General features: G+C 71.5%; 20 protein-coding genes. 12 read left to right on the forward strand and 8 right to left on the reverse strand.

What is annotated here, in order from left to right:
* Positions 1-171: 171 nt before the first annotated feature.
* The 6 genes from GQF42_RS19715 to mscL all read left to right on the forward strand — a co-directional run bounded on the left by GQF42_RS19715 (position 172) and on the right by mscL (position 6,037).
* Entirely contained in the window at positions 172-1,728 is a 1,557-nt protein-coding gene (locus GQF42_RS19715) for a potassium/proton antiporter (protein WP_199272729.1), read from the forward strand.
* Positions 1,729-2,014: 286 nt separating this feature from the next.
* Positions 2,015-3,310: an MFS transporter gene (locus GQF42_RS19725; RefSeq protein ID WP_158921717.1), complete on the forward strand. Its 1,296-nt coding sequence runs from the start codon at positions 2,015-2,017 to the stop codon at positions 3,308-3,310.
* Positions 3,311-3,377: 67 nt separating this feature from the next.
* Positions 3,378-3,686, forward strand: coding sequence for an FmdB family zinc ribbon protein (locus GQF42_RS19730; RefSeq protein ID WP_158921719.1), 309 nt, complete (start codon positions 3,378-3,380; stop codon positions 3,684-3,686).
* 100 nt (positions 3,687-3,786) lie between these two features.
* Positions 3,787-4,620: an S-methyl-5'-thioadenosine phosphorylase gene (locus GQF42_RS19735; protein ID WP_158921721.1), complete on the forward strand. Its 834-nt coding sequence runs from the start codon at positions 3,787-3,789 to the stop codon at positions 4,618-4,620.
* Positions 4,621-4,735: 115 nt separating this feature from the next.
* The gene (locus GQF42_RS19740) at positions 4,736-5,422 is read left to right on the forward strand and encodes a CpaB family protein (RefSeq protein ID WP_233273389.1); all 687 of its coding nucleotides are present in this window, start codon (positions 4,736-4,738) and stop codon (positions 5,420-5,422) included.
* Positions 5,423-5,560: 138 nt separating this feature from the next.
* On the forward strand, positions 5,561-6,037 hold the full coding sequence (gene mscL / locus GQF42_RS19745) for a large conductance mechanosensitive channel protein MscL (protein WP_158921723.1): 477 nt from the start codon (positions 5,561-5,563) through the stop codon (positions 6,035-6,037).
* Positions 6,038-6,056: 19 nt separating this feature from the next.
* On the opposite strand, the gene GQF42_RS19750 is transcribed toward mscL, so the two are convergent.
* Positions 6,057-6,233: a hypothetical protein gene (locus GQF42_RS19750; protein WP_158921725.1), complete on the reverse strand. Its 177-nt coding sequence runs from the start codon at positions 6,231-6,233 to the stop codon at positions 6,057-6,059.
* A gap of 265 nt (positions 6,234-6,498) precedes the next feature.
* Here GQF42_RS19750 and GQF42_RS19755 point away from each other — a divergent pair, with 265 nt between their 5' ends.
* The 4 genes from GQF42_RS19755 to GQF42_RS19770 all read left to right on the forward strand — a co-directional run bounded on the left by GQF42_RS19755 (position 6,499) and on the right by GQF42_RS19770 (position 11,174).
* Positions 6,499-7,737: a low temperature requirement protein A gene (locus GQF42_RS19755; protein WP_158921727.1), complete on the forward strand. Its 1,239-nt coding sequence runs from the start codon at positions 6,499-6,501 to the stop codon at positions 7,735-7,737.
* 35 nt (positions 7,738-7,772) lie between these two features.
* Positions 7,773-8,801: a P1 family peptidase gene (locus tag GQF42_RS19760; protein ID WP_158921729.1), complete on the forward strand. Its 1,029-nt coding sequence runs from the start codon at positions 7,773-7,775 to the stop codon at positions 8,799-8,801.
* A gap of 236 nt (positions 8,802-9,037) precedes the next feature.
* Positions 9,038-10,270: a L,D-transpeptidase gene (locus GQF42_RS19765; protein WP_199272730.1), complete on the forward strand. Its 1,233-nt coding sequence runs from the start codon at positions 9,038-9,040 to the stop codon at positions 10,268-10,270.
* A gap of 157 nt (positions 10,271-10,427) precedes the next feature.
* Positions 10,428-11,174 (forward strand): DUF6227 family protein, encoded by a 747-nt coding sequence (locus GQF42_RS19770; RefSeq protein WP_158921731.1) that lies wholly within the window; start codon positions 10,428-10,430, stop codon positions 11,172-11,174.
* Positions 11,175-11,254: 80 nt separating this feature from the next.
* On the opposite strand, the gene GQF42_RS19775 is transcribed toward GQF42_RS19770, so the two are convergent.
* The 5 genes from GQF42_RS19775 to GQF42_RS19795 form a co-directional block, all read right to left on the reverse strand.
* Positions 11,255-11,506 (reverse strand): hypothetical protein, encoded by a 252-nt coding sequence (locus GQF42_RS19775; protein ID WP_158921733.1) that lies wholly within the window; start codon positions 11,504-11,506, stop codon positions 11,255-11,257.
* 153 nt (positions 11,507-11,659) lie between these two features.
* Entirely contained in the window at positions 11,660-13,897 is a 2,238-nt protein-coding gene (locus tag GQF42_RS19780; RefSeq protein WP_158921735.1) for a PTS fructose transporter subunit IIABC, read from the reverse strand.
* A 283-nt stretch (positions 13,898-14,180) separates the two neighbouring features.
* Positions 14,181-15,128, reverse strand: a complete 948-nt coding sequence (pfkB, locus tag GQF42_RS19785; RefSeq protein WP_158921737.1) for a 1-phosphofructokinase — start codon at positions 15,126-15,128, stop codon at positions 14,181-14,183.
* Positions 15,125-15,886: a DeoR/GlpR family DNA-binding transcription regulator gene (locus GQF42_RS19790; RefSeq protein WP_158921739.1), complete on the reverse strand. Its 762-nt coding sequence runs from the start codon at positions 15,884-15,886 to the stop codon at positions 15,125-15,127. Before GQF42_RS19790 ends, pfkB begins: the two co-directional genes overlap by 4 nt.
* Before the next feature lie 227 nt (positions 15,887-16,113).
* Entirely contained in the window at positions 16,114-17,658 is a 1,545-nt protein-coding gene (locus GQF42_RS19795) for an MFS transporter (protein ID WP_158921741.1), read from the reverse strand.
* Positions 17,659-17,721: 63 nt separating this feature from the next.
* On the opposite strand from GQF42_RS19795, the gene GQF42_RS19800 reads away from it, so the two are divergent.
* Positions 17,722-18,693, forward strand: coding sequence for a helix-turn-helix transcriptional regulator (locus GQF42_RS19800; RefSeq protein ID WP_158921743.1), 972 nt, complete (start codon positions 17,722-17,724; stop codon positions 18,691-18,693).
* Between the two features lie 127 nt (positions 18,694-18,820).
* Here the strand turns inward: GQF42_RS19800 and GQF42_RS19805 are convergent, their stop codons facing one another.
* Complete coding sequence (locus GQF42_RS19805) at positions 18,821-19,408, reverse strand: TetR/AcrR family transcriptional regulator (protein WP_158930350.1); 588 nt, start codon at positions 19,406-19,408, stop codon at positions 18,821-18,823.
* 248 nt (positions 19,409-19,656) lie between these two features.
* Positions 19,657-20,433, reverse strand: a complete 777-nt coding sequence (locus GQF42_RS19810) for a methyltransferase domain-containing protein (RefSeq protein WP_158921745.1) — start codon at positions 20,431-20,433, stop codon at positions 19,657-19,659.
* A gap of 109 nt (positions 20,434-20,542) precedes the next feature.
* Here GQF42_RS19810 and GQF42_RS19815 point away from each other — a divergent pair, with 109 nt between their 5' ends.
* Entirely contained in the window at positions 20,543-21,472 is a 930-nt protein-coding gene (locus GQF42_RS19815) for a MerR family transcriptional regulator (RefSeq protein WP_158921747.1), read from the forward strand.
* The last annotated feature ends 123 nt before the right edge of the window (positions 21,473-21,595 follow it).

Below are 21,595 nucleotides of genomic sequence, written 5' to 3' on the forward strand. Positions count from 1 at the left end.
TTGAATGAGCGCTGGAGCAACCATAGGCGTAGGGCCCTGTCCCACTTGACGCGGAGTGGGGAACCAGCGTGTACGGGCGTTCGATCTTCCCCCGGCGAGCGTCAAGAAAGCGTCAAGAGTTAGGTAAGGTAACGAAGTACTTGGGTGCGGTGCGCCGCAGCCTCGGGTCTTGTGTACGTGCGCTCGCGCGCCCCGCGCGCGAGCCAAGGAAGGGAACCGCCGCTGACTGTTCACCACCTCAACCAGCTCCTGCTCGTCTGCTCCCTGGTCCTGCTCGTCGCCGTCGCGGCCGTGCGGATCTCCTCCCGCAGCGGGCTCCCCAGCCTGCTCGTGTACCTGGGGATCGGCGTCCTCATGGGCCAGGACGGCATCGGGCACATCCACTTCAGCAGCGCCGCGATGACCCAGGTCATGGGGTACGCGGCCCTGGTCGTGATCCTTGCCGAGGGCGGTCTCGGCACGAAGTGGAAGGAGGTCCGGCCGGTCCTGGCGTCGGCCTCCGTCCTGGCGACCGCCGGAGTCGCCATCAGCGTGGGCGTCACCGCCGCGGGCGCGCACTACCTGGTCGGACTGGAGTGGCGGCAGGCGCTCATCGTCGGCGCGGTGGTGTCGTCGACGGACGCGGCCGCGGTCTTCTCGGTCCTGCGGAGAATTCCCCTCCCCGCGCGCGTGACGGGCACGCTGGAGGCGGAGTCCGGCTTCAACGACGCCCCGGTGGTCATCCTGGTCGTCGCCTTCTGCACGGCCGGACCCGTCGAGCACTGGTACGTCCTGCTGGCCGAGATTCTCCTGGAGCTGGCGGTGGGCGCCGTCATAGGGCTCGCGGTGGGCTGGTTCGGCTCCTGGGGGCTCAAGCACGTGGCGCTGCCCGCCTCCGGCCTCTACCCGATCGCCGTCCTGGCCATCGCCGTGACGGCGTACGCCGCCGGCGCCCTGGGCCACGGCAGCGGATTCCTCGCCGTCTACCTGGCCTCGATGGTGCTCGGCAATGCCAAGCTGCCGCACTGGCCCGCCACCCGCGGCTTCGCCGAGGGGCTCGGCTGGATCGCCCAGATCGGCATGTTCGTCCTGCTCGGCCTGCTGGTCACCCCGCACGAGCTGGGCGACGACGTCTGGCCCGCCCTGGTGATCGGGCTGGTCCTGACCATGGTGGCCCGCCCGCTGAGCGTGGTCCTCAGCCTCGCGCCGTTCCGCGTGCGTTGGCAGGAGCAGACGCTCATGTCGTGGGCCGGACTGCGAGGTGCCGTGCCCATCATCCTGGCGACCATCCCGATGGTGAACGGCGTCGACGGCAGCCGCCGCATCTTCAACATCGTCTTCGTGCTGGTCGTGGTCTACACCCTGGTCCAGGGGCCGACCCTGCCCTGGGTCGCGCGCACACTGCGCCTCGGCGAGGAGGGCGAGGCCTCCGACCTCGGCATCGAGTCGGCGCCCCTGGAGCGGCTGCGCGGGCACCTGCTCTCCGTCTCGATCCCCGAGGGATCCCGGATGCACGGCGTGGAGGTCAACGAGCTGCGGCTGCCGGCCGGCGCCGCCGTCACCCTCGTCGTGCGCGACGCAGAATCGTTCGTTCCGCTGCCTACGACGGTGCTGCGCCGGGGCGACGAGCTGCTAGTCGTCGCAACCGATCCGGTGCGCGACGCGGCCGAGCGGCGCCTGCGCGCGGTCGCCCACGGCGGCAAGCTGGCGGGCTGGCTGGGCACGAACGGAGCGGGCGCCACGCGATGAGCTGGGAAAGCATGCGTTACAGGTGGGTTTCACACGATTCGCACCTATGCCAATCACAGGTGAACCTCGCCGACCGTGCTCGTTTTCACAGGTGCACAAGCCTTTGACCCCTGTAACATGAAGGCACCAGATCGAACCAACTCTGTCTGATGCAGAGCTGGCGCGACCGTATGGCGGCCGGAACGCCCTCCGCAATGGCACCGGTATCTACCGCAGTTCCGCGCAAGAGGACAGCTCTCGGTGCCCCCGCACGGGCGCGCTACCAGGCGGAAGAAAGGCACGGGCCGTGGAGTCCACGGTCACCACCGAGTCGGCGGAGAACCCGCCGGCGCCGTCCCGCCCCGGATACGGACAGCTGCTGCGCACCCGCGGCGCCTGGACGTTCCTGCTACCCGGTTTCGCCGCGCGCCAGCCGTTCGCGATGCTCACCATCTCCATCGTGCTGCTCGTGCAGCACACGACCGGCTCGTACGGCGCCGCGGGCGCCGCGGCAGCCGCGACCGGTGTCTCGATGGCGCTGTTCGCGCCGTACAGCGGCCGTCTCGCCGACCGCTACGGCCAGCGCGCCGTGCTGGTCCCCGGCATTCTGGTGCACACACTGTCGGGCCTGTCCCTGACGGCGCTCGCGCTGGCGCACGCCCCACTGTGGGCGCTCTTCCTGGCAGCCGTACCGACGGGCGCCTCGGTGCCGCAGGTGGGCCCCATGGTGCGGGCACGCTGGGGCGTGAAGCTGCAGGGTTCGCCCCTGATGACCACCGCGGCGGCGTTCGAGTCGGTCACGGACGAGCTGACCTTCGTCTTCGGCCCTCTGCTGGCCACCGCGCTGTGCACCGCCGTGACCCCGGCGGCGGGCCTGGTCACGGAGGGCGCGCTGACCCTCGTGGGTGGTCTGCTGTTCGCCGCGCAGAAGGGCACGCAGCCGCCGGTGACCGCCGGGGGCGCCCACGCGCGCGTGAAGCACGATTCCGCACTGCGCGTGCCGGGCGTGCGTGTGCTGGTCGTGACGTTCCTGGGCATCGGGTCCGTCTTCGGCGGCATGCAGGTGTCGCTGGCGGCGTTCACCGAGTCGATCGGTGAGCCCGGCCTGAACGGCGTCCTGTACGGCGTCTTCGCCGCCGGAAACATGCTCTCGGGCATCGTCTGCGGCGCGATCGCCTGGAAGGTCGCTCCCCAGCGCCGCCTGGTCGTCGGCTACACGGCGCTCGCTGTCGTCGCGTCCGCCCTGTGGACGGCGCATTCGGTGCTGCTGCTCGCCGGGCTCGGCCTGCTGGTCGGCATGTGCATCGCGCCGGCACTGATCACCGGCTACACGCTGGTCGAGGGCCTGGTCCCGGCCGGCAGCCGAACCGAGGCCTTCACCTGGCTGACCGGTGCGGTCGCGCTCGGGCAGGCGGCCGCCGTCACCGTCGCCGGCCAGCTCGAGGACCGGCTGTGGGACGGCGCGGGATTCCTGGTCCCGGCGGTCGGCACCGTGCTCGCGCTGGTGACCCTGGTGGCCCTGCGATCGCGCCTCGTCGCGCGGCAGCGGAACCTGACCGTCGCACGTGGCGTCGGTCACCGCGTGCCGGTGACGGTGGACTGATCCCCGGGAATACGTCACTATGGACCGTCGTTAGCACTCATTGAGTGAGAGTGCCAGGAGGAAGACAGTGCCGACCTACCAGTACCAGTGCACCGAGTGCGGCGATGGCCTTGAGGCGGTGCAGAAGTTCACCGATGACGCCCTGACCGAGTGCCCCAACTGCGGTGGCCGCCTGAAGAAGGTGTTCTCCGCGGTCGGCATCGTCTTCAAGGGCTCCGGGTTCTACCGCAACGACTCCCGCGGCTCCACGTCGAGCAGCAGCCCGGCGTCGAAGTCGTCCGGCTCCTCGTCCAGCACGTCTTCGACCGACTCGAAGCCGTCCTCGTCGTCCTCCTCGTCCTCGTCGTCGGGCTCCGCCAGCAGCTCCGCCGCCTGACACCTCACGCATCGGGCCCTGCCGTCGCACGACGGCAGGGTTTTCGGCGCTTGCGGGCACCGGCTCCCCCGCCCTTGCGCCGCCAGCTAGTGTGCTGGTCATGGCGAACGCAGAGATCGGCGTAATCGGCGGCTCGGGCTTCTACTCGTTCCTCGACGAAGTGACCGAGGTCCAGGTGGACACCCCTTACGGGCCGCCCAGCGACTCCCTCTTCCTCGGCGAGATCGCCGGCCGACGGGTCGCCTTCCTGCCCCGGCACGGCCGCGGCCACCACCTTCCGCCGCACCGCATCAACTACCGCGCCAATCTGTGGGCGCTGCGTTCCCTCGGTGTCCGGCAGGTCCTCGGCCCGTGCGCGGTGGGCGGGCTGCGTCCCGAGTACGGCCCCGGCACCCTGCTCGTGCCGGATCAGCTGGTGGACCGCACGAAGTCCAGGGCGCAGACGTACTTCGACGGACTGCCGCTGCCCGACGGCACCGTGCCGAACGTCGTGCACGTCTCCATGGCCGACCCCTACTGCCCCGCCGGACGGGCCGTCGCCCTGAAGGCGGCTCGAGGCCGGGACTGGGAGCCGGTGGACGCCGGCACTCTGGTCGTGATCGAGGGGCCGCGCTTCTCGACCCGTGCTGAATCGTTGTGGCACCAGGCGCAGGGCTGGTCCGTCGTCGGCATGACGGGTCACCCCGAAGCGGCGCTCGCGCGCGAACTGGAGCTGTGCTACACCTCGCTGACCCTGGTCACCGACCTCGACGCGGGCGCCGAGACCGGCGAGGGCGTCTCGCACGAGGAGGTGCTGCAGGTGTTCGCCGCCAACGTGGACCGGCTGCGCGGCGTGCTGTTCGACGCGGTGGCGGCACTGCCCGAGACCGGGGCACGGGACTGCCTGTGCGTGAACGCGCTCGGCGGGATGGACCCGGGCTTCGAACTCCCGTAGAGCACCTGCCGGTTCACGGCCGAACCTGTGGACAACCGGGCGGAATTCCCCGTTCGGGTGGCCGATTTGTCCACAACCCGTCCGTCGTCCACCGTCTCCGACGGGATTCGGCGCGATGTCTCATCGTGACATCGCAAGCCGAACTCCTCGTCGCAGGCGGTGGTTTCCCGTGCCTTGGTCCTCGTCGTCCCCGACTCCGTTCTCACCTCCCCCCGTTTCTCCCCCGCACCCGCCCTCTCCGCCTCCCGGCACCTCCCCGTTCCCGCCTCCCATCCGGCTCCCGCGTCCGCTGGGCACGGATGCACCCGCTACCTGCGAGGTCCCGCAGTTCCCTCCGGTGTGGGTGCGCGGTGGGCGCTACCAGCTGCAGCGGCTCGTACGGCACCGCGGGCGGGCCATCGCGGCCGGTCTCGCGGTGACCGCGGCCGCCCTCGTCGCCGCGGGGCCGCGCGCGGCGACCGAACCGCATCGTGCGGAGCGGGCCCGCGGTCATCCGGTCACGGCACCCGTACGACGGCACGCGGGGGTGGACGTGGTGACGGCGCCGGTGCGGATCGCCGACGCGGCCACCGTCCGGCTCCTACGGCCCGGCGACCACGTCGACGTCATCGCCGCGGAGGACGCGTCGGCCGGGGGCGTCGCGCGGGTGCTCGCGCGCGGGGTGCGGGTGACCGGGGTGCCGGAGCCCGTGGACGGCGGGGGCGAGAGTGGGGCACTCGTCGTGCTGTCGGTGCCGCGTGCCACGGCGGCCCGGCTCGTCGGCGCGAGCGCCACGGCGCGCCTGGCGGTGACGCTGTGCTGAACCGACTTGGACGCTTTCTCGGCGACTTGCTGTCAAGTCGCTCGATCGAGCGACGGGATTGGACACAATGGCCTCACGGTGCCGTAGGTTGCGGAGCGTTTCGTTCCACAACCTGTGCATGCGAGGAGAGTCCCCGAGGTGAGCGAGAAGAAGGAACCGAGCGTCCTGCAGGGCTTCAAGGCCTTCCTGATGCGCGGCAACGTCGTCGATCTGGCAGTCGCGGTGGTCATCGGCGCGGCCTTCACGAACATCGTGACCTCGGTGGTCAAGGGGGTCATCAACCCGCTGGTCGGAGCGATCGGTACGCAGAACCTGGATCACTACAGCTCCTGTCTCAAGTCCCCGTGCCAGGTGGCCGCGGACGGCACGGTCAAGAGCGGTGTGCCGATCCTGTGGGGCTCTGTCCTCGGTGCCACGCTGACCTTCCTGATCACCGCGACGGTCGTGTACTTCCTGATGGTCCTGCCGATGGCCAGGTACCTGGCCCGCCAGGCGGCCCAGAAGGCCGCGCGGGAGGGCACGAAGGAGGTCGTCGAGGTGACCGAGCTGGAAGTGCTCAAGGAGATCCGCGACGCGCTGGTCGCGCAGCGCGGATCGGGGCACGACGCACGCTAGCGGCGCTGCTGCGGACGGCTCAGAGGTGGTGGGGCGGCTTCTCGTCGAGGAAGCGCCTCAGGTCGGCGGTGCTGTCCCCCTCCGTGCGCTCGCCCCATCCGCGATCGGTGTCGTCCGAGGACTGCTGGTCCAGCGGGTCGTCGAAGACCAGCGCGGGCTTCGGGGCGCGGGGCTCGGGTTCGGGGGCACTGCTCATGCCTCAAGAGTACGGCCCCGCGCCCGGCGGCCGAGCGGAGTGCTCGCCCCCGGCGCAGGCCGGCCTCGCGCCTGAGCCGTCCAGGCCGAGGGGTGAGGATGCCGGCCCGCACTGCGTGGAGGCCGCGGGCGGCGAAGAGATCCCCGGCCCGAAGAAGCACGTCCCGACCTGGCGCTTCGGTGGGAGTTCAGGACCCTTGGGGCCCTCCCTCCTTTGTGAATGCGTTCACAAGATTTCGGCCCGGTTTTCTGCTGTCCTGGGAGGCATGACGTCGAGTTCCGCTCCGGCGCCCGCCTCCTCGGGCGCATCCAAGCCCCCCGGACTCCTGCGGCGGCTCACCGCGCGCGGGCGCGACGAGGCCCACCGGGTCTCCTCCCCGCTGGAGCTCTTCTTCGACCTGTGCTTCGTCGTGGCGATCGCACAGGCGGGCGGGCAGCTGGTGCATGCCGGCGCCGAAGGGCACGGGGCCACGGGCATCCTCAACTACGCCATGCTGTTCTTCGCCATCTGGTGGGCCTGGATGAACTTCACCTGGTTCGCCTCGGCGTACGACAACGACGACGCGCTCTACCGGGTCGTCACCCTGGTGCAGATCGCCGGCGTCCTGGTGCTGGCCGCCGGCGTCTCCCGGGCCTTCCAGCAACACGACTACCTGATGGTCTGGCTCGGCTACGTGATCATGCGCCTCGCAATGGCCGCGCAGTGGCTGAGAGCCGCGGGGTCGGCGTCGGGCGCGGAGAGAAGCATGGCGCTGCGCTACGCGTGCGGCGTGCTGTTGTGCCAGGTCGGCTGGCTCGGGCTGGTGGTGCTGCCCGGTCCGGTCCGGCCCTGGGTGTTTCTCGTGATGGCGGTCGCAGAGATGTGCGTGCCGCTCTTCGCCGAGAAGGGCTCCGGGACCTCCTGGCATCCGCATCACATCGCCGAGCGGTACGGCCTGTTCACCATCATCGTGCTCGGCGAGACGATCTCCGCGGCGACCGTCGCCGTGAAGTCGGCCGTGGACGAGCACAGCGCGCTGGGCGAGTTGCTGCCGACCGCTGCGGGCGGGCTGCTGATCGTCTTCTCCGCATGGTGGATCTACTTCGTGGTGCCCATCCACGGCCACCTGCGCTCCAACAGGGAGGCGTTCCTCTGGGGCTACGGCCACTTCCTGATCTTCGCCTCGGCCGCAGCGATCGGCGCCGGCCTGGAGGTGGCCGTGGAACAGGAGGTCGGCAGGACACACATCTCCGCGCTGTCCGCCGCGGCGGCCGTGACGCTGCCCACGGCGCTGTATCTGCTGACCGTCTGGGCGCTGCACTCACGGCACTTCAAGGTCGGCATCACTCAGCAGCTGGTGCTGCCGGTCACGGCGCTGCTGGTGATCTGCTGCACCTTCCTCGGCCACTGGGCGGTGCCGGCGGCCGGGCTGGTGTCCGCGGCCGCGGTGACGACCGGAACGGCCCTGACGGCGCGCACGGCCCGCGGGGAGCGTACGACGAGCGGCACGGCGTCGGCCGGCTGAGCCCTCGGGCGCCTGCGCGAGCCACACTTGCTCCCATGACAGTTGACGCATTGACGGACGTCACCGGACTGCGGGTGGGGCACGCCACCCGTCGTGGGGACGGCTGGCTCACCGGCACCACGGTCGTTCTCGCTCCCGAGGGCGGCGCCGTCGCGGCCGTGGAGGTGCGCGGCGGCGGGCCCGGCACGAAGGAGACCGACGCGCTCGACCCGCGCAATGTGGTGCAGCGAATCGACGCGATCGTGCTGACCGGTGGCAGCGCGTACGGGCTCGACGCGGCGTCCGGGGTGATGGCCTGGCTGGAGGAGCAGGGCCGCGGAGTGCGGGTGGGACCGGATCCGGCGCACGTCGTGCCGGTCGTGCCCGCCGCGTGTGTCTTCGACCTGAGGCGCGGGGGGAACTTCCGCGCGCGGCCCGACGCGGCGACGGGGCGCGCGGCGGTGGAGGCCGCGTCGGCGACCTCGCCGGGCGCTCCGGTGCCGCAGGGGTGCGTCGGGGCCGGCACGGGCGCCGTGGCGGGCCGGGTGAAGGGCGGAGTGGGCACCGCGAGCACGGTGCTCGCCTCGGGGATCACCGTGGCCGCGCTGGTGGTCGTGAACGCTGCGGGAGCCGTGGCGGATCCGGCAACAGGCGCGCTGTACGGGGAGTTGCTGCTGGACGGGCGGATGGAGTATCCGAAGGAGCACGTGGTCGCAGCCGCGGGCCGGCGCCTCGACGAAGCCGCCGCCGAGAACGCGCCGCCTCCGCTCAACACGACGCTGGCGGTGGTCGCGACCGACGCGGATCTCTCCAGGGCGCAGGCGCAGAAGCTGGCGGGGGCGGCACACGACGGGATCGCGCGCGCCGTACGGCCGGTGCATCTCCTGCACGACGGGGACACGGTGTTCGCGCTCGCGACGGGAGCGCGCCCGCTCGACGGACATCCCCTGGCGCTCAACGACATCCTGGCCGCGGGCGCGGATCTCGTGACGCGCGCGATCGTCCGGGGTGTGCGCGCTGCCGAGTCGGTCGACGGGCCGGGCGGAGTGTGGCCGTCGTACGAGGAGTTGTACGGGAAGCGGTAGGAAGTGGTGCGGGTTCGGGTTGCGCCCTTGCACGCAGCCCGTCCGTACTCCGCCCCGGTCTCCGGAACCCCTCGTCACATGGGGCAGGAGCACACCGAGGAGGCGGGCACGGGGCGTCTGTCGGGGCTGAATTGTCGCGGTTCTGTCACGTGATGGCGTTCACGGGAGCCGGAGGGAACCTTCCCTGGCGCCGGTGCACTCTTTCTCCACGCACTGGAACGGATCACGCACATCACATGAACCTGGAGCAGCCCGTGACATCGCCGGACATTACAGCGCGGCGCGCACTGGGGGCCTGTGCCGCCCTGATGGTCGGCGCCCTCACCCTGACCGCCTGCGGTGGCAGCGCCAACGCCAGCAACGACAAGGGCAGCAAGGACTCCCCCAAGACGTCGACGGCGAAGCTCGTGATCTCGGCGAAGGACGGTTCGACCGGTGCGTCCATCAACGCGACCGGTGTGAAGGTCAGCGGCGGGAAGCTGACCGACGTGAAGATGACCGTGGCGGGGTCCGGGCAGACCGTGGCCGGGACGATATCGGCGGACGGCAGCAGCTGGAAGCCGAAGCAGCAGCTGGAGCGCGGGACGAAGTACGAGATCGACGCGACCGCGAAGGACGCGAGCGGGCGTACCGCGGCGGCCAATTCCATCTTCACCACCGTCACCTCGGCGAACAGCTTCATCGGCACCTACACGCCGGACGACGGCAGCACGGTCGGTGTGGGCATGCCGGTGTCGTTCACCTTCGACAAGGCGATCACCGACAAGAAGGCCGTGCAGTCGCACATCACGGTGAACTCCAGCAGCGGCCAGCAGGCGGTCGGGCACTGGTTCGGGGACCAGCGGCTGGACTTCCGGCCGCAGGAGTACTGGAAGGCCGGATCCAAGGTCACCATGAAGATCGACCTGGACGGGGTCCAGGGTGCGAACGGCGCCTACGGGGTGCAGAAGAAGACCGTCTCCTTCACCGTCGGGCGCGCGCAGGTCTCCACGGTCGACGCCAACACGCAGATGATGACGGTCGTACGGGACGGCAAGACGATCAAGACGGTGCCCATCTCGGCGGGCAGCGCGCAGCACACGACGTACAACGGGCAGATGGTGATCTCCGAGAAGTTCGTGCAGACCCGCATGAACGGCTCGACGGTCGGCTTCGGCGGGGAGTACGACATCCCGGACGTGCCGCACGCGATGCGGCTGACGTCCTCGGGGACGTTCATCCACGGCAACTACTGGTACAGCAAGGGCAACCCGCCCTTCGGTCGCGCGGGCACCAGCCACGGCTGCGTCGGGCTCGCGGACGTGCAGGGGGCGCAGGGCGACACCTCGGCCAAGTGGTTCTACGACAACTCGCTCATCGGGGACGTCGTGATCGTGAAGAACTCCCCGGACACGACGGTCGCCCCGGACAACGGGCTCAACGGCTGGAACATGTCGTGGAGCGCCTGGACCGCCGGAAGTGCCGTCTGAGCGGCATCTTTTGACGCCATGTACGGCCGCGCGGGAACTTCTCGCGCGGCCGGAGCGTTTTCCCGGCGTACGTTTTCTCGGTTCCCGGACATGATGTCCGACCGAGGGGCTACGGTATGCACCCACAAGGTGACATGCAGCAACGCCGGGAGAAGCCTTGAGCGTTCCGTACGAGACAGCAGCGTACGAACCAGCCGAGTCGCCCGAGTCTCCGGAGGAGCATCTCGCGCGACTCCTCGGCCGTGCCCTGAACTCCTTCGAGTTGCCGGACGAGGTGATAAGGCGGCTCGACTGCGCCCTGGCGTACGACAGTTCGCTGCACTCCGCGTACCACAGCGCGGGGCTGCACCGGGAGACGTACCGGCACAGCTGGCTGCTCGCCGACGGCTCGGCGGTCACGCTCTGGGAACTCGTGCACAACCCCATGCCGGGCGAAGCCCCGGAGCACGAGGTGTATGCCGACGAGGAGGAGCTGCAGACGGCCGCGGCGCGGCTCGGGATGCCGGCGGACACCCCGGAGTTCGAGCTGCCCGCGCTGATGCGGCTGTGGGCGATTCCCGAGCCCCGGCACGTGTTCGCCTCCGACGAATCGGCGGACCACGCGCGCCGGCTGCTGCGCCGTGCGGAGAATCCGGACCGGCCCGACGCGGAGACGGCGGCCCTGCTGGCAACGGCGACCGCGCACGAGATCACGCAGGCGTTCGGGCGTCCGGGGCGGGCCGGACGCATGGGACTGAGCTACGCGCTGTACGAGCACGCGTTCCTGCTGCCGGACGGGAGCGAGGTCTCCTTGTGGGAGGTCGAGCACACGGCGACGCCCGACGGACGGCACATGTGCGAGGTCTACATGTCGGAGGACGCGGCGCGGGATGCCATGGAGCGGCGCGCGGCGCGGCAGGGGTAGCAGGCGCGAAAGCAGGGGGCGCATGCCCGGCGCGAGAGGTGTGCGCCGGCTTTCAGGGCGCTGTGGGCGCCCTTCCTCCGTCAGCCGTTGGCGAGTTGCCGCACCAGGCCCGCGAACGCGTCCTGTTCCGCGGGGGTCAGCTCGACGGACTCGAGCGGAGGCCCGACCCGGTTCTGGTGCGGCAGGGCCGGGAGAACGGTCGTGGTGCGCCGCACGGGTGCCCGCAGGCCGGTGCGGCCCAGCAGGCGCAGCAGGACGACGGTCCAGACGACGGCCGCCACGGCGAGAACGGCCACGCCGATCAGCTGAAGAGTCGCGACGTACTCAGGCATGCATCCCAGTACACACCACGGTCCGGGACTTTGGCCCCGGACCGTGACGTATCTCGCAGGTGCCGTGAACAACTCACAGCGAACTAAAGGGACAAGAGGCGGAAGGGGCGGGTGGCCGACGGGACGAGGTGTGCCGTGCGGCTGGTGGGGCGGTCAGGCCGCCACCGGCTGCTTGGGCTCCTTCGACGGATTGGCCGCGTTCGCGGCGGGGTCGGCGGCCGTGGTCTCGGGGGTCTGCTTGCGCATGCCCTTGAGGACGACGACCAGGGCCGTGGTGGCGCAGACGCCGGCCGCGATGGCGATCAGGTACAGGAACGGGTTGCCGATCAACGGGACCACGAAGATGCCGCCGTGCGGGGCGCGCAGGGTGGCGCCGAAGGCCATGGACAGGGCGCCGGTGAGCGCGCCGCCCACCATGGCCGACGGGATGACCCGCAGCGGGTCCGCCGCGGCGAACGGGATCGCGCCCTCCGAGATGAAGGAGGCACCCAGGACCCAGGCGGCCTTGCCGTTCTCGCGCTCGGTCTGGGTGAAGAGCCTCCCGCGTACGGTGGTGGCCAGGGCCATCGCCAGCGGCGGGACCATGCCGGCCGCCATCACCGCGGCCATGATCTTCATGGCGGAGTCGCTGGGGTTGGAGACCGCGATGCCGGCGGTGGCGAAGGTGTAGGCGACCTTGTTGACCGGACCGCCCAGGTCGAAGCACATCATCAGGCCGAGGAGGGCGCCGAGCAGGACGGCATTGGTGCCGGTGAGGCCGTTCAGCCAGTCGGTGAGTCCCTTCTGGGCGCTGGCGATGGGCTTGCCGATCACCACGAACATCAGGAATCCGACGATCGCCGAGGAGATCAGCGGGATCACCACCACCGGCATGATGCCGCGCAACGCCGTGGGGATCCGCACCTTCTGGATCGCCATCACCACGCCACCGGCGATCAGACCGGCCGCCAGACCGCCGAGGAAGCCCGCATTGATGGTCAGCGAGATCGCGCCGCCCACGAAGCCGGGCACCAGACCGGGCCGGTCGGCCATGCCGTAGGCGATGTAGCCGGCCAGGACCGGGACCAGGAAGCCGAAGGCCACGCCGCCGATCTGGAAGAGCAGGGCGCCCCAGCTGTCGGCCTGGGTCCACATGAAGTGGTCCATCACCGACGGCGCCTTGTTGATCTTGTATCCGCCGATCGCGAAGCCCAGGGCGATGAGGAGACCGCCCGCGGCGACGAACGGGACCATGTAACTGACGCCGGACATCAGCCACTTGCGGAGCTTGGTGCCGTAGCCCTCGGTGGAGTCGCCCGCGCGCTCGACCGGCGTGGCACCGGCTGCGGGCGCCGGCGCACTCGCCTCACCGCGCGCCGCCTTCTCGCGCACTTCGCCGATGAGTTCGGCGGGGCGGTTGATGCCCGCCTTCACACCCACGTCCACGGTCGGCTTGCCCGCAAAGCGGTCCTTGTCCCGCACCGGGACGTCGTGCGCGAAGATCACGCCGTCCGCCGCCTCGATCACCGCCGGGTCGAGCCGGGTGAAACCGGCCGAGCCCTGCGTCTCGACGACCAGTTCGACGCCGGTCTCTCGGCCCGCGTTCTCCAGGGACTCGGCTGCCATGTAGGTGTGTGCGATGCCGGTGGGGCAAGAGGTGACGGCGACGATCCGGAAGGGGCGCACACCGGAGTCGGAGCCTGACTCCGCGCCGGAGCCGACGCCTGCGGAGGTCGCCTGCGCGGGGGCGGACGCGCCCTGTGCCTGCGCCTGTGCTGCCGTGGTGCCCGCTGCGGCGCCGGTGGAGGCCGCCACCGGCGTCGCAGCGGAGTTTTGGGAGGCGCCCGCGGCGCCCGCAGCAGCGCCCGCAGCGCCGTGTGCGCTCTCGGCGCTCGTCGCGGCGTCCGAGCCGGCCACTTCTTCCGCGCCCTCCCCCGAAGGCTCGGTCGACGCACGCGACGTCGACGGCGCCTCGTCGCCGCGGATCAGCGCCGCCGCCGTCCCCGCGTCACCCACGTCCCGCAGCGCCGAGGTGAACTCGGTGTTCATCAACTGGCGGGCCAGGGAGGACAGGATCGTCAGGTGGGCGTCGTCGGCGCCGGCGGGAGCCGCGATGAGGAAGATCAGGTCGGCCGGACCGTCCGGGGCGCCGAAATCGATGCCGGTGGCGCTACGGCCGAAGGCGAGGGTCGGCTCGACGACATGGGCGCTGCGACAGTGCGGGATGCCGATGCCGCCGTCGAGACCGGTCGGCATCTGGGCCTCGCGGGCGGCCACGTCGGCGAGGAAGCCCTCCAGGTCGGTCACCCGGCCCTGGGCCACCATGCGCGCGGCGAGGGCGCGCGCCGCCGCTTCCTTGGTGTCGGCGGACAGGTCGAGGTCGACCAGGTCCGCGGTGATCATGTCGCTCATCGCGGGCTCCAATGCACGCGTATCGCCCGGGGGAAGGCGTGGGCGGAAAAGGGGACGGGGGTGCGGTGGGGGCATGGGGTCGGGCGGGAGGCGGGGCCGGGGAAACCCCGCCTCCCGAAGGCGGCACCGTGGCTCCGCCGGTGGTGACGCCCGGTGGCCGCGGCGAGTAACGGGGAGTCTCGCCGCTTCGGGGCCGGCCGGATGGGTGCGGCTGGGCGCGCGGGTGCGGGGTGCGCTCCCGGTCGCCGGGCGCCGGGGCGTACGCCGCGGAGCGCGAGGGGGGTCATGACACCGGCTCCGTCAGTACGCGGTCGAGCGGGATCTCGGCCGTGACGGTCACCGCCGCCGGGTCCAGGTCGGCAGGGGTCGGCATCACGCTGCCGGGGAGCTGGACGGCGGCAGCGCCGTGAGCGACGGCGGAGGCCAGGGCCTCGGGGCCGCTGCCGCCGGCGATCAGGAAGCCGGCGAGGGAGGAGTCGCCGGCGCCGACGTTGCTGCGGACGGCGTCCACGCGCGCGTGGGCGAACCAGGCACCCGCGTCCTGAACGAGGAGCTGCCCGTCGGCGCCCAGGCTCGCAAGCACGGCGCGCGCACCCATGCCGCGCACCTCCTCGGCCGCCTTGAGTGCGTCGCCCACCGTCGCCAGGGGACGCCCGACGGCTTCGGCGAGTTCCTCGGCGTTCGGCTTCACCACGTCGGGCCGCGCGCGCAGCGCCTCGAGCAGCGCACGTCCTGAGGTGTCCAGGGCAATCCGCGCGCCCCCGGCATGCGCCCGCGTGACGACATCGGCGTACCACGAGGGCGTGAGCCCCCGGGGCAGACTGCCGCAGCACGCGATCCAGTCGGCATCACGCGACTGGGCACGCACGGTGTCCAAGAGGAGTTCCTGCTCCTCCGCGGACAGTTCCGGGCCCGGGGCGTTGATCTTCGTGAGCACCCCGTCGGACTCCGCGAGCGCGATGTTGGAGCGAGTGGCTCCGGCGACCGGGACCGGCGCGACCTCGATGCCCTGCGCGTCGAGCAGCTCGGCGATGAGCGCTCCCGGCGCACCACCGAGGGGCAGAACGGCGACCGTGCGCTGTCCGGCGGCGGCGACCGCCCGCGAGACGTTCACACCCTTGCCGCCCGGGTCCATGCGCTCGCCGGTGGCGCGGATCACCTCGCCGCGCTCCAGGGCGGGGACCTCGTAGGTACGGTCCAGGGACGGGTTGGGGGTGACGGTGAGGATCATGCGCGCACTACTTCCGTGCCGCCGCGTTCGATGGCGGCGGAGTCTTCGGGGCTCAGCCCGCTGTCGGTGATCAGCAGGTCCACGTCGCTCAGGTCGCCGAAGCGGGCGAAGTGTTCCTGGCCGTACTTGGCGGAGTCGGCCAGCAGCACCACGCGGCGGGCGGCCGCGACAGCAGCCCGCTTCACCGCGGCCTCGGCGAGGTCGGGAGTGGTCAGACCGTGCTCGGCGGAGAACCCGTTGGCCGCCACGAACAGCACGTCCGCCCGGATCTCGCCGTACGCGCGCAGCGCCCAGGCGTCCACCGCGGCGCGCGTACGGTGCCGTACGCGCCCCCCGACCAGGTGGAGCTGGATGCCCGGGTGGTCGGCGAGGCGGGCGGCGATGGGGAGGCTGTGCGTGACGACGGTGAGGGAGGCCTCCAGCGGGATCGCGGCGGCGACGCGGGCGACCGTCGTACCGGCGTCGAGGATCATCGTGCCCTCGGTCGGCAGTTCGGCGAGGGCGGCCTTGGCGATGCGGTCCTTCTCGTCGGCAGCGGTGGACTCGCGCTCGGCGAGGTCCGGTTCGAAGTCGAGGCGGCCGACCGGGATGGCACCACCGTGCACCCGGCGGACCAGGCCCGCGCGGTCGAGGGCCTTCAGATCGCGGCGGATCGTTTCCGCCGTGACCTGGAACTCCTCGGCGAGCGACAGCACGTCCACCCGGCCGCCGTCACGGGCGAGCCGGAGGATCTCCTGCTGCCGCTCCGGTGCGTACATGTCGCTTGCCTCCGCCTCGATGCCCGTTCGCTTCTGACTGATGCCCGAACGTGTGGTTTCACCGCGAGGCTACGCCCTGATTTCCGGAAAGTAAACAGGTTCAGACTTCAATCGGGCATGAACGGACGCGCAGGCAGCACAGGGGCCCGACACCTGATCAGTGCCGGGCCCTCGTCGTCCCTGGTGAGTGTCTGCGCAGTGCCGGTCGGCGCCTGGTCAGTGCCGGTTCAGGGGACCAGCTCCGGTTCGGGCTCCCGATCCCCCGCCGGGGTCGCCGGCTCGGCCGCCACGTCCTCCGCATGCTGAGCGGGCCGCTCAGGCAGGGCGGACATCAGCAGGAAGATCGCGCCCATGATCCCGACGACCCACCACAGCGCGTGCTGGAAGGCATGCACGAAGGCCGGGCCGACCTGCACCGGGGCCAGCCGGTCGCCGATCTCGCCGAAGAACACCACCGACACGAGCCCCAGGCCGAGCGCGTTGCCCATCTGCTGCACCGTGTTGATCAGCCCGGACGCGGAACCGGCGTGCTCGCGCGGCACTTCCGAGAGCACCGCGTCGGTCAGCGGGGCGACGATCAGCCCCATCCCGGCGCCCATCACGACCAGCGGCAGGGCCATCTGCCAGGAGGCGATGGCGAGGCCGTAGCGGTGGGCCTCCCACAGGTAGAGCAGTACGCCCGCGCCCATCAGCAGCGCGCCGGCCTGGAGCACCTTGCGGCCGAAGCGCGGCACCAGCTTCTGCACCGACATCCCGGCCGCCACGGACACCGCGATCGAGAACGGCACCCCGGTCAGCCCTGCCCGCAGCGGGCTCCAGCCCAGTCCGATCTGCATGTACAGCGTCCAGACCAGGAAGAAGATGCCCAGCGCGACGCCGAAGACGGTCTGTACGGCGATGCCCGCGGCGAAGCTCTTCACCCGGAAGAGGGACAGTTCGATGAGCGGGGAACCGTCCCTGGCCGCCTTCCGTTTTTCGTACGACACCAGCGCGGCGAAAACGACGAGCGCACCGGCCATACAGACGTAGCCCCACACCGGCCAGCCCAGCTCACGGCCGCGGGTGAGCGGGTAGAGCAGCATCAGCAGGCCCAGCGAGACCAGGGCGACACCGACGAGGTCCAGCTTGAGCGCCTTCGGGGCCTTGGACTCGGAGATGAAACGGCGGCCGAGGAGGAAGGCCGCGATACCGACGGGGAGGTTGATGAGGAAGATGGGCCGCCATTCGAGGCCGAACAGGTTCCACTCCGTCAGCAGCGCGCCGAGCAGCGGCCCGGAGACGGCGCCCAGGCCGACGATCGCTCCGAACAGACCGAACACCTTGCCGCGTTCGTGGGCCGGGAAGGTGGCGTGCACGATCGACAGCACCTGCGGCACCATCATCGCCGCCATACCGCCCTGCAGAATCCGCGAGGCGACCAGCATGTCCGGGTTCACGGCAAAACCGCACAGGGCGGAGGCGAGCGTGAAGCCGCCGATACCGATGAGGAAGACGCGCCTGCGGCCGTGGATGTCACCGAGGCGGCCACCGGTGATCAGCGCTGCGGCGAAGGCCAGGGCGTAGCCCGCCGTTATCCACTGGATCTGACTGACCGACGCCCCCGCCTCCCGCTGGATGGAGGGAATGGCGATGTTGACGATCGTCACGTCCACCAGGTCCATGAAGGCTGCGGTCATGACGATGGCCAGCGCGAACCAGCGTCGCCGGTCGGCGGAGGCCGGCCGGTGGTCCGGGCCCGGCCGAGGAGTGAGGGTCTGTTCCGTCGAGGTCATGTCCGTCAAGTTAGGAGTCCATTAGGTCAGATCGTGTCCTAGTCGTACGGCATTCTCGTCTGTATGACTACCGACACACCGGCCCGGCTGCTGCAGTTGCTCTCGCTCCTCCAGACCCCGCGCGAGTGGCCCGGCGGTGAGCTGGCCGATCGGCTCGGGGTGTCCCGCCGTACCGTGCGGCGGGACGTCGACCGGCTCAGGGAGCTGGGCTACCCGGTGCAGGCGACGAAGGGCGCGGACGGCGGCTACCGGCTGGTCGCGGGAAAAGCGATGCCGCCGCTGGTGCTGGACGACGAGGAGGCGGTGGCGATCGCGGTCGGGCTGCGGGCCGGTGCCGGGCACGCGGTGGCGGGCGTGGACGAGGCGTCGGTACGGGCTCTGGCCAAGCTGGAGCAGGTGCTGCCGGCCCGGCTGCGTCACCGGGTGTCCACGTTGCAGGCCGCGACCACGCCGCTGACCAGCGGGGACGGGGCAAGCATCGCGCCGGAGACGCTGACCGTCATGGCGTCGACGGTGGCGGGGCACGAGCGGCTGCGGTTCGCCTACCGGGACAGGGAAGGGGGTGAGTCGCGACGGTTGACCGAGCCGTACCGGCTGGTGTCGACGGGACGGCGGTGGTACCTCGTCGCCTACGACCTCGACCGCACCGACTGGCGCACGTTCCGGGTGGACCGGGTCAGCGAGCCGTTCGCGACCGGAGTGCGGTTCGCGCCGCGGGAGTTGCCGACGGGGGACGCCGCCGAGTATCTGCGGCAGTCCATCAACCGGCGGCAGGAGACCTACGAGTTCGCGGTGCGCTTCGCCGCACCGGCCGAGCAGGTCGCCGCGCGGGTGCCGGCATGGCTCGGGGCACCGGAGGACGACGGCGAGGGCGGTTGCGTACTCCGGGGCACCTCGGGCGACCCCGTGCAGTGGCTGGCGGTACGCCTGGTGATGGCGGGGTACGAGTTCACGGCCCTGGGACCTGACGAACTCGTGGCATGCGTACGGGAGTTGGGTGGACGGCTGAGCCGGGCCGGAGGTCTGGAGTCGTAGTAGGACCCGGCGTCGTAGCCGGACCCGGCGTCGGCGTCGGCGTCGGCACCATGGTCGGAGCCCGGGTCATGGTCGGAGCCCGAGTCACTGTCGGAGCCGGAGTCGGAGCCGGCTTTCGCTGGGCGGTCTAGTCCTCGCCGCCCCAGTCGAAGCTTCGCAAGGCGTGGAGGTTGTGCAGTGCCAGGGATGCGGGGCCCTCCGGGCCGTTGGGTGGGGCGGAGGTGGCGGCCCAGGACTCCACGGCCACGCGGACGGCCGCGCCGGCGACGGCCGCGGTGAAGCGGAGAGCCGGGGTGATCGGACGGGGTCCGGTGGACGTCGAGCGGGTCACGAGGATCTCGCCCAGGACCGTCTCCGACGCCTGGCACACCTCGGCCCAGACCTTGCGCAGGGCGGGGCTGGTGTCGGCCAGGCGGATCAGGGTCCGGACCCATTCCCAGGACGCCGCCGAGACGCCGATGCCCGGGGTGAGGGTGTGGTGGACGGCGTGTTCCAGAGCTTCGGGGACCGCGAGGTGGGCCGGCGCCGTACGGACCGCTTCCGCCCAGCGCTGGGCGCCGGCGGCGTAGAGCGGGGCGACCGCTTCCTCCTTGGTGGCGAAGTAGCGGTAGAAGGTGCGGGGTGCGATGCCCGCGGCCTGGGCGATGTCCTCGGCGCGGGTCGCCCGCAGGCCCTGGCGAACGAACAGGGCGCTCGCCGCCCGGGCGATCTCCATCCGGGTCTCGGCCTTCCGGCGTTCGGTCAGCGTGACCGGCGCCGAGGCGGAAAACGGCTGGTGGGCGGCGCTGGGGGTGGTGCTCATCACGGCAGGCTATGCCCATGTGGCAGAATCTGCCATCCGGCGGTCCACCCCGGGGTTCAGGTACGGGGTGGGCCGCCGCTCCAGCACCCTCCCCCGACGATCGGGGACGTTCCGGCGGCGGCCACGCCACCCCTGCCACCGCCACCGCCACCGCTGTGTGCCTACGCCTCCGCCACCACCACGTGGAAGGTGACCGTCGCGAGGAACGGCCCCCGGCTGAGATGACCCAGCCAGGCTTCCGCCCCCGCCTCGGTGAAGTAACCGGCGGCGACGGCGCGGCGCGTGGTGCGTTCCAGGCCGAGGATGCGGTCGGCAGCCTGCACGTCACGGAAGACCGGGGTGACGGGGACGACCTCCGGGACGGTGAAGCCCGCGTCCGCCGCCAGCCGGGCGAGCTGCCGGCCGATGGCCGCATTGCGTACGACGCGTTCGGCCACGTGGCGGGTGTAGGCGCGGGTCAGTTCGCCGTCCGGGTGGTCGACTGCCAGGGTCTCCCAGTCGGGTTCGCCCATGACGAGCCGGCCGCCCGGCCGCAGGACCCGGCGGATCTCGGCGAGCGCCGCCCGGGGATCGGAGACGTGCTGCAGGACCCGGTCGGTACGGGCCCGGTCGGCGAGGCGGTCGGGCAGCGCGAGGTCGTGGATGTCGCCGGACCGTACGTCCACCACGGACAGGTCGGCGGTGCGTGTGCGGGCGGCGTCCACCATGGCGGGGTCGTGGTCGACGCCGATGACGCAACCGTCCGGGGTGACAGCCTCCGCGAGGGCCCGCAGATCGGTGCCGGGACCACAGCCGAGGTCGAGCACGGTGTGCCCGGCCCGGAGGCCGAGTTCCGCCAGCATGCGGCCCTTGTACGACCGGCCGGGGTCGCTCGCGGCGAGGCGGTCGAGATAGGCGACGGCCTCGGGCCTGGCTGTCTCGAACGCGGATGACGACATGCAGCCCAGTCAATCAGCCGGACCACCGGACACGGGGGGTCGCCCGACTGCTTCCGGCCACGGCACGCACACTTGAGTCTCCCCCAGCGGGAGACCGGAAGGTGGGCCCATGCACGACGGCACCCTGTACTCGATCGGTGAGCTGGCCCGGCGTACCGGGCTGTCGGTCAAGACGATCCGCTTCTACTCCGACCGCGGTCTCGTCGTACCGGCGGACCGCACCGCGGCCGGCTATCGCCGCTACGGCCCGGACGCCATGGCCCGGCTGGCACTCGTACGGGCGCTGCGCGAACTGGGCCTGGGTCTGGACGTGATCGGGCTGGTCCTGGACCGGCCGCCCGCGCTCGGCCGGATCGCCGCGGAGCAGGTGGCCGCGCTGGACGTGCAGATCAGCGCATTGCGCCTGCGCCGGGCGGTGCTGTCGGCCTTAGCCGGGCGCGCACCCACCCTCGAGGAGGCAGAACTCATGCACCGGTTGGCGACCCTGTCCGAGACTGAACGGCGACGGCTGTTCGACGACTTCCTGGACACTGTCTTCGCGAACCCCACACCCAGCTCCGCCCCCGTCGGCACCCACGCCACCGCCGCCGCGACCGCCGCAGCCCGTCGCTCCATGACCCCCGAGCCGCCGGCCGATCCCACCGGGGAACAGGTCGCGGCCTGGCTGGAGTTGGCCGAACTGGCCCTCGACGACGGGTTCCGGGCGGCCGTACGGCGGCTGGTCGGCGAGTACGGGCAGGGGGTCTCAAGTCCGCCGCGGCCGGATACCGTCGCCCTCGCCCGAGAGCTGGCCGGCCCCGTCGTCGCCGCCGGCACCAGGCCCGACGCGCCCCAGGCGGAGCCCGTCGTCGCTGCCCTGCTCGCCCGGTGCGGGCCGACCGCCTCGCTGCTCCGGCGTCTGGAGTCCGCGCGTGATCCGCGCCGGGACCGCTACTTCCAGCTGTTGGCCCTGGTCAACGGCTGGCCGGCCCCGGAACCCACGGCGCCCCTGATCGACTGGACGGTCACTGCGCTGCGCGCACACGCACAGGCCGCGTGAGCGTGAACAGGCATACCGCGGAGGGGCGTTGACCCGAGCGCGTGCACAAGAGAGCCGGGCTCCGGCACCCAGGGGGGATGGGTGCCGGAGCCCGGCTTGGGGAAGTCCCGGCGCCGGGGGGGA

Source organism: Streptomyces broussonetiae (assembly GCF_009796285.1).
In the GTDB taxonomy this organism is placed as follows: Bacteria; Actinomycetota; Actinomycetes; order Streptomycetales; family Streptomycetaceae; genus Streptomyces; species Streptomyces broussonetiae.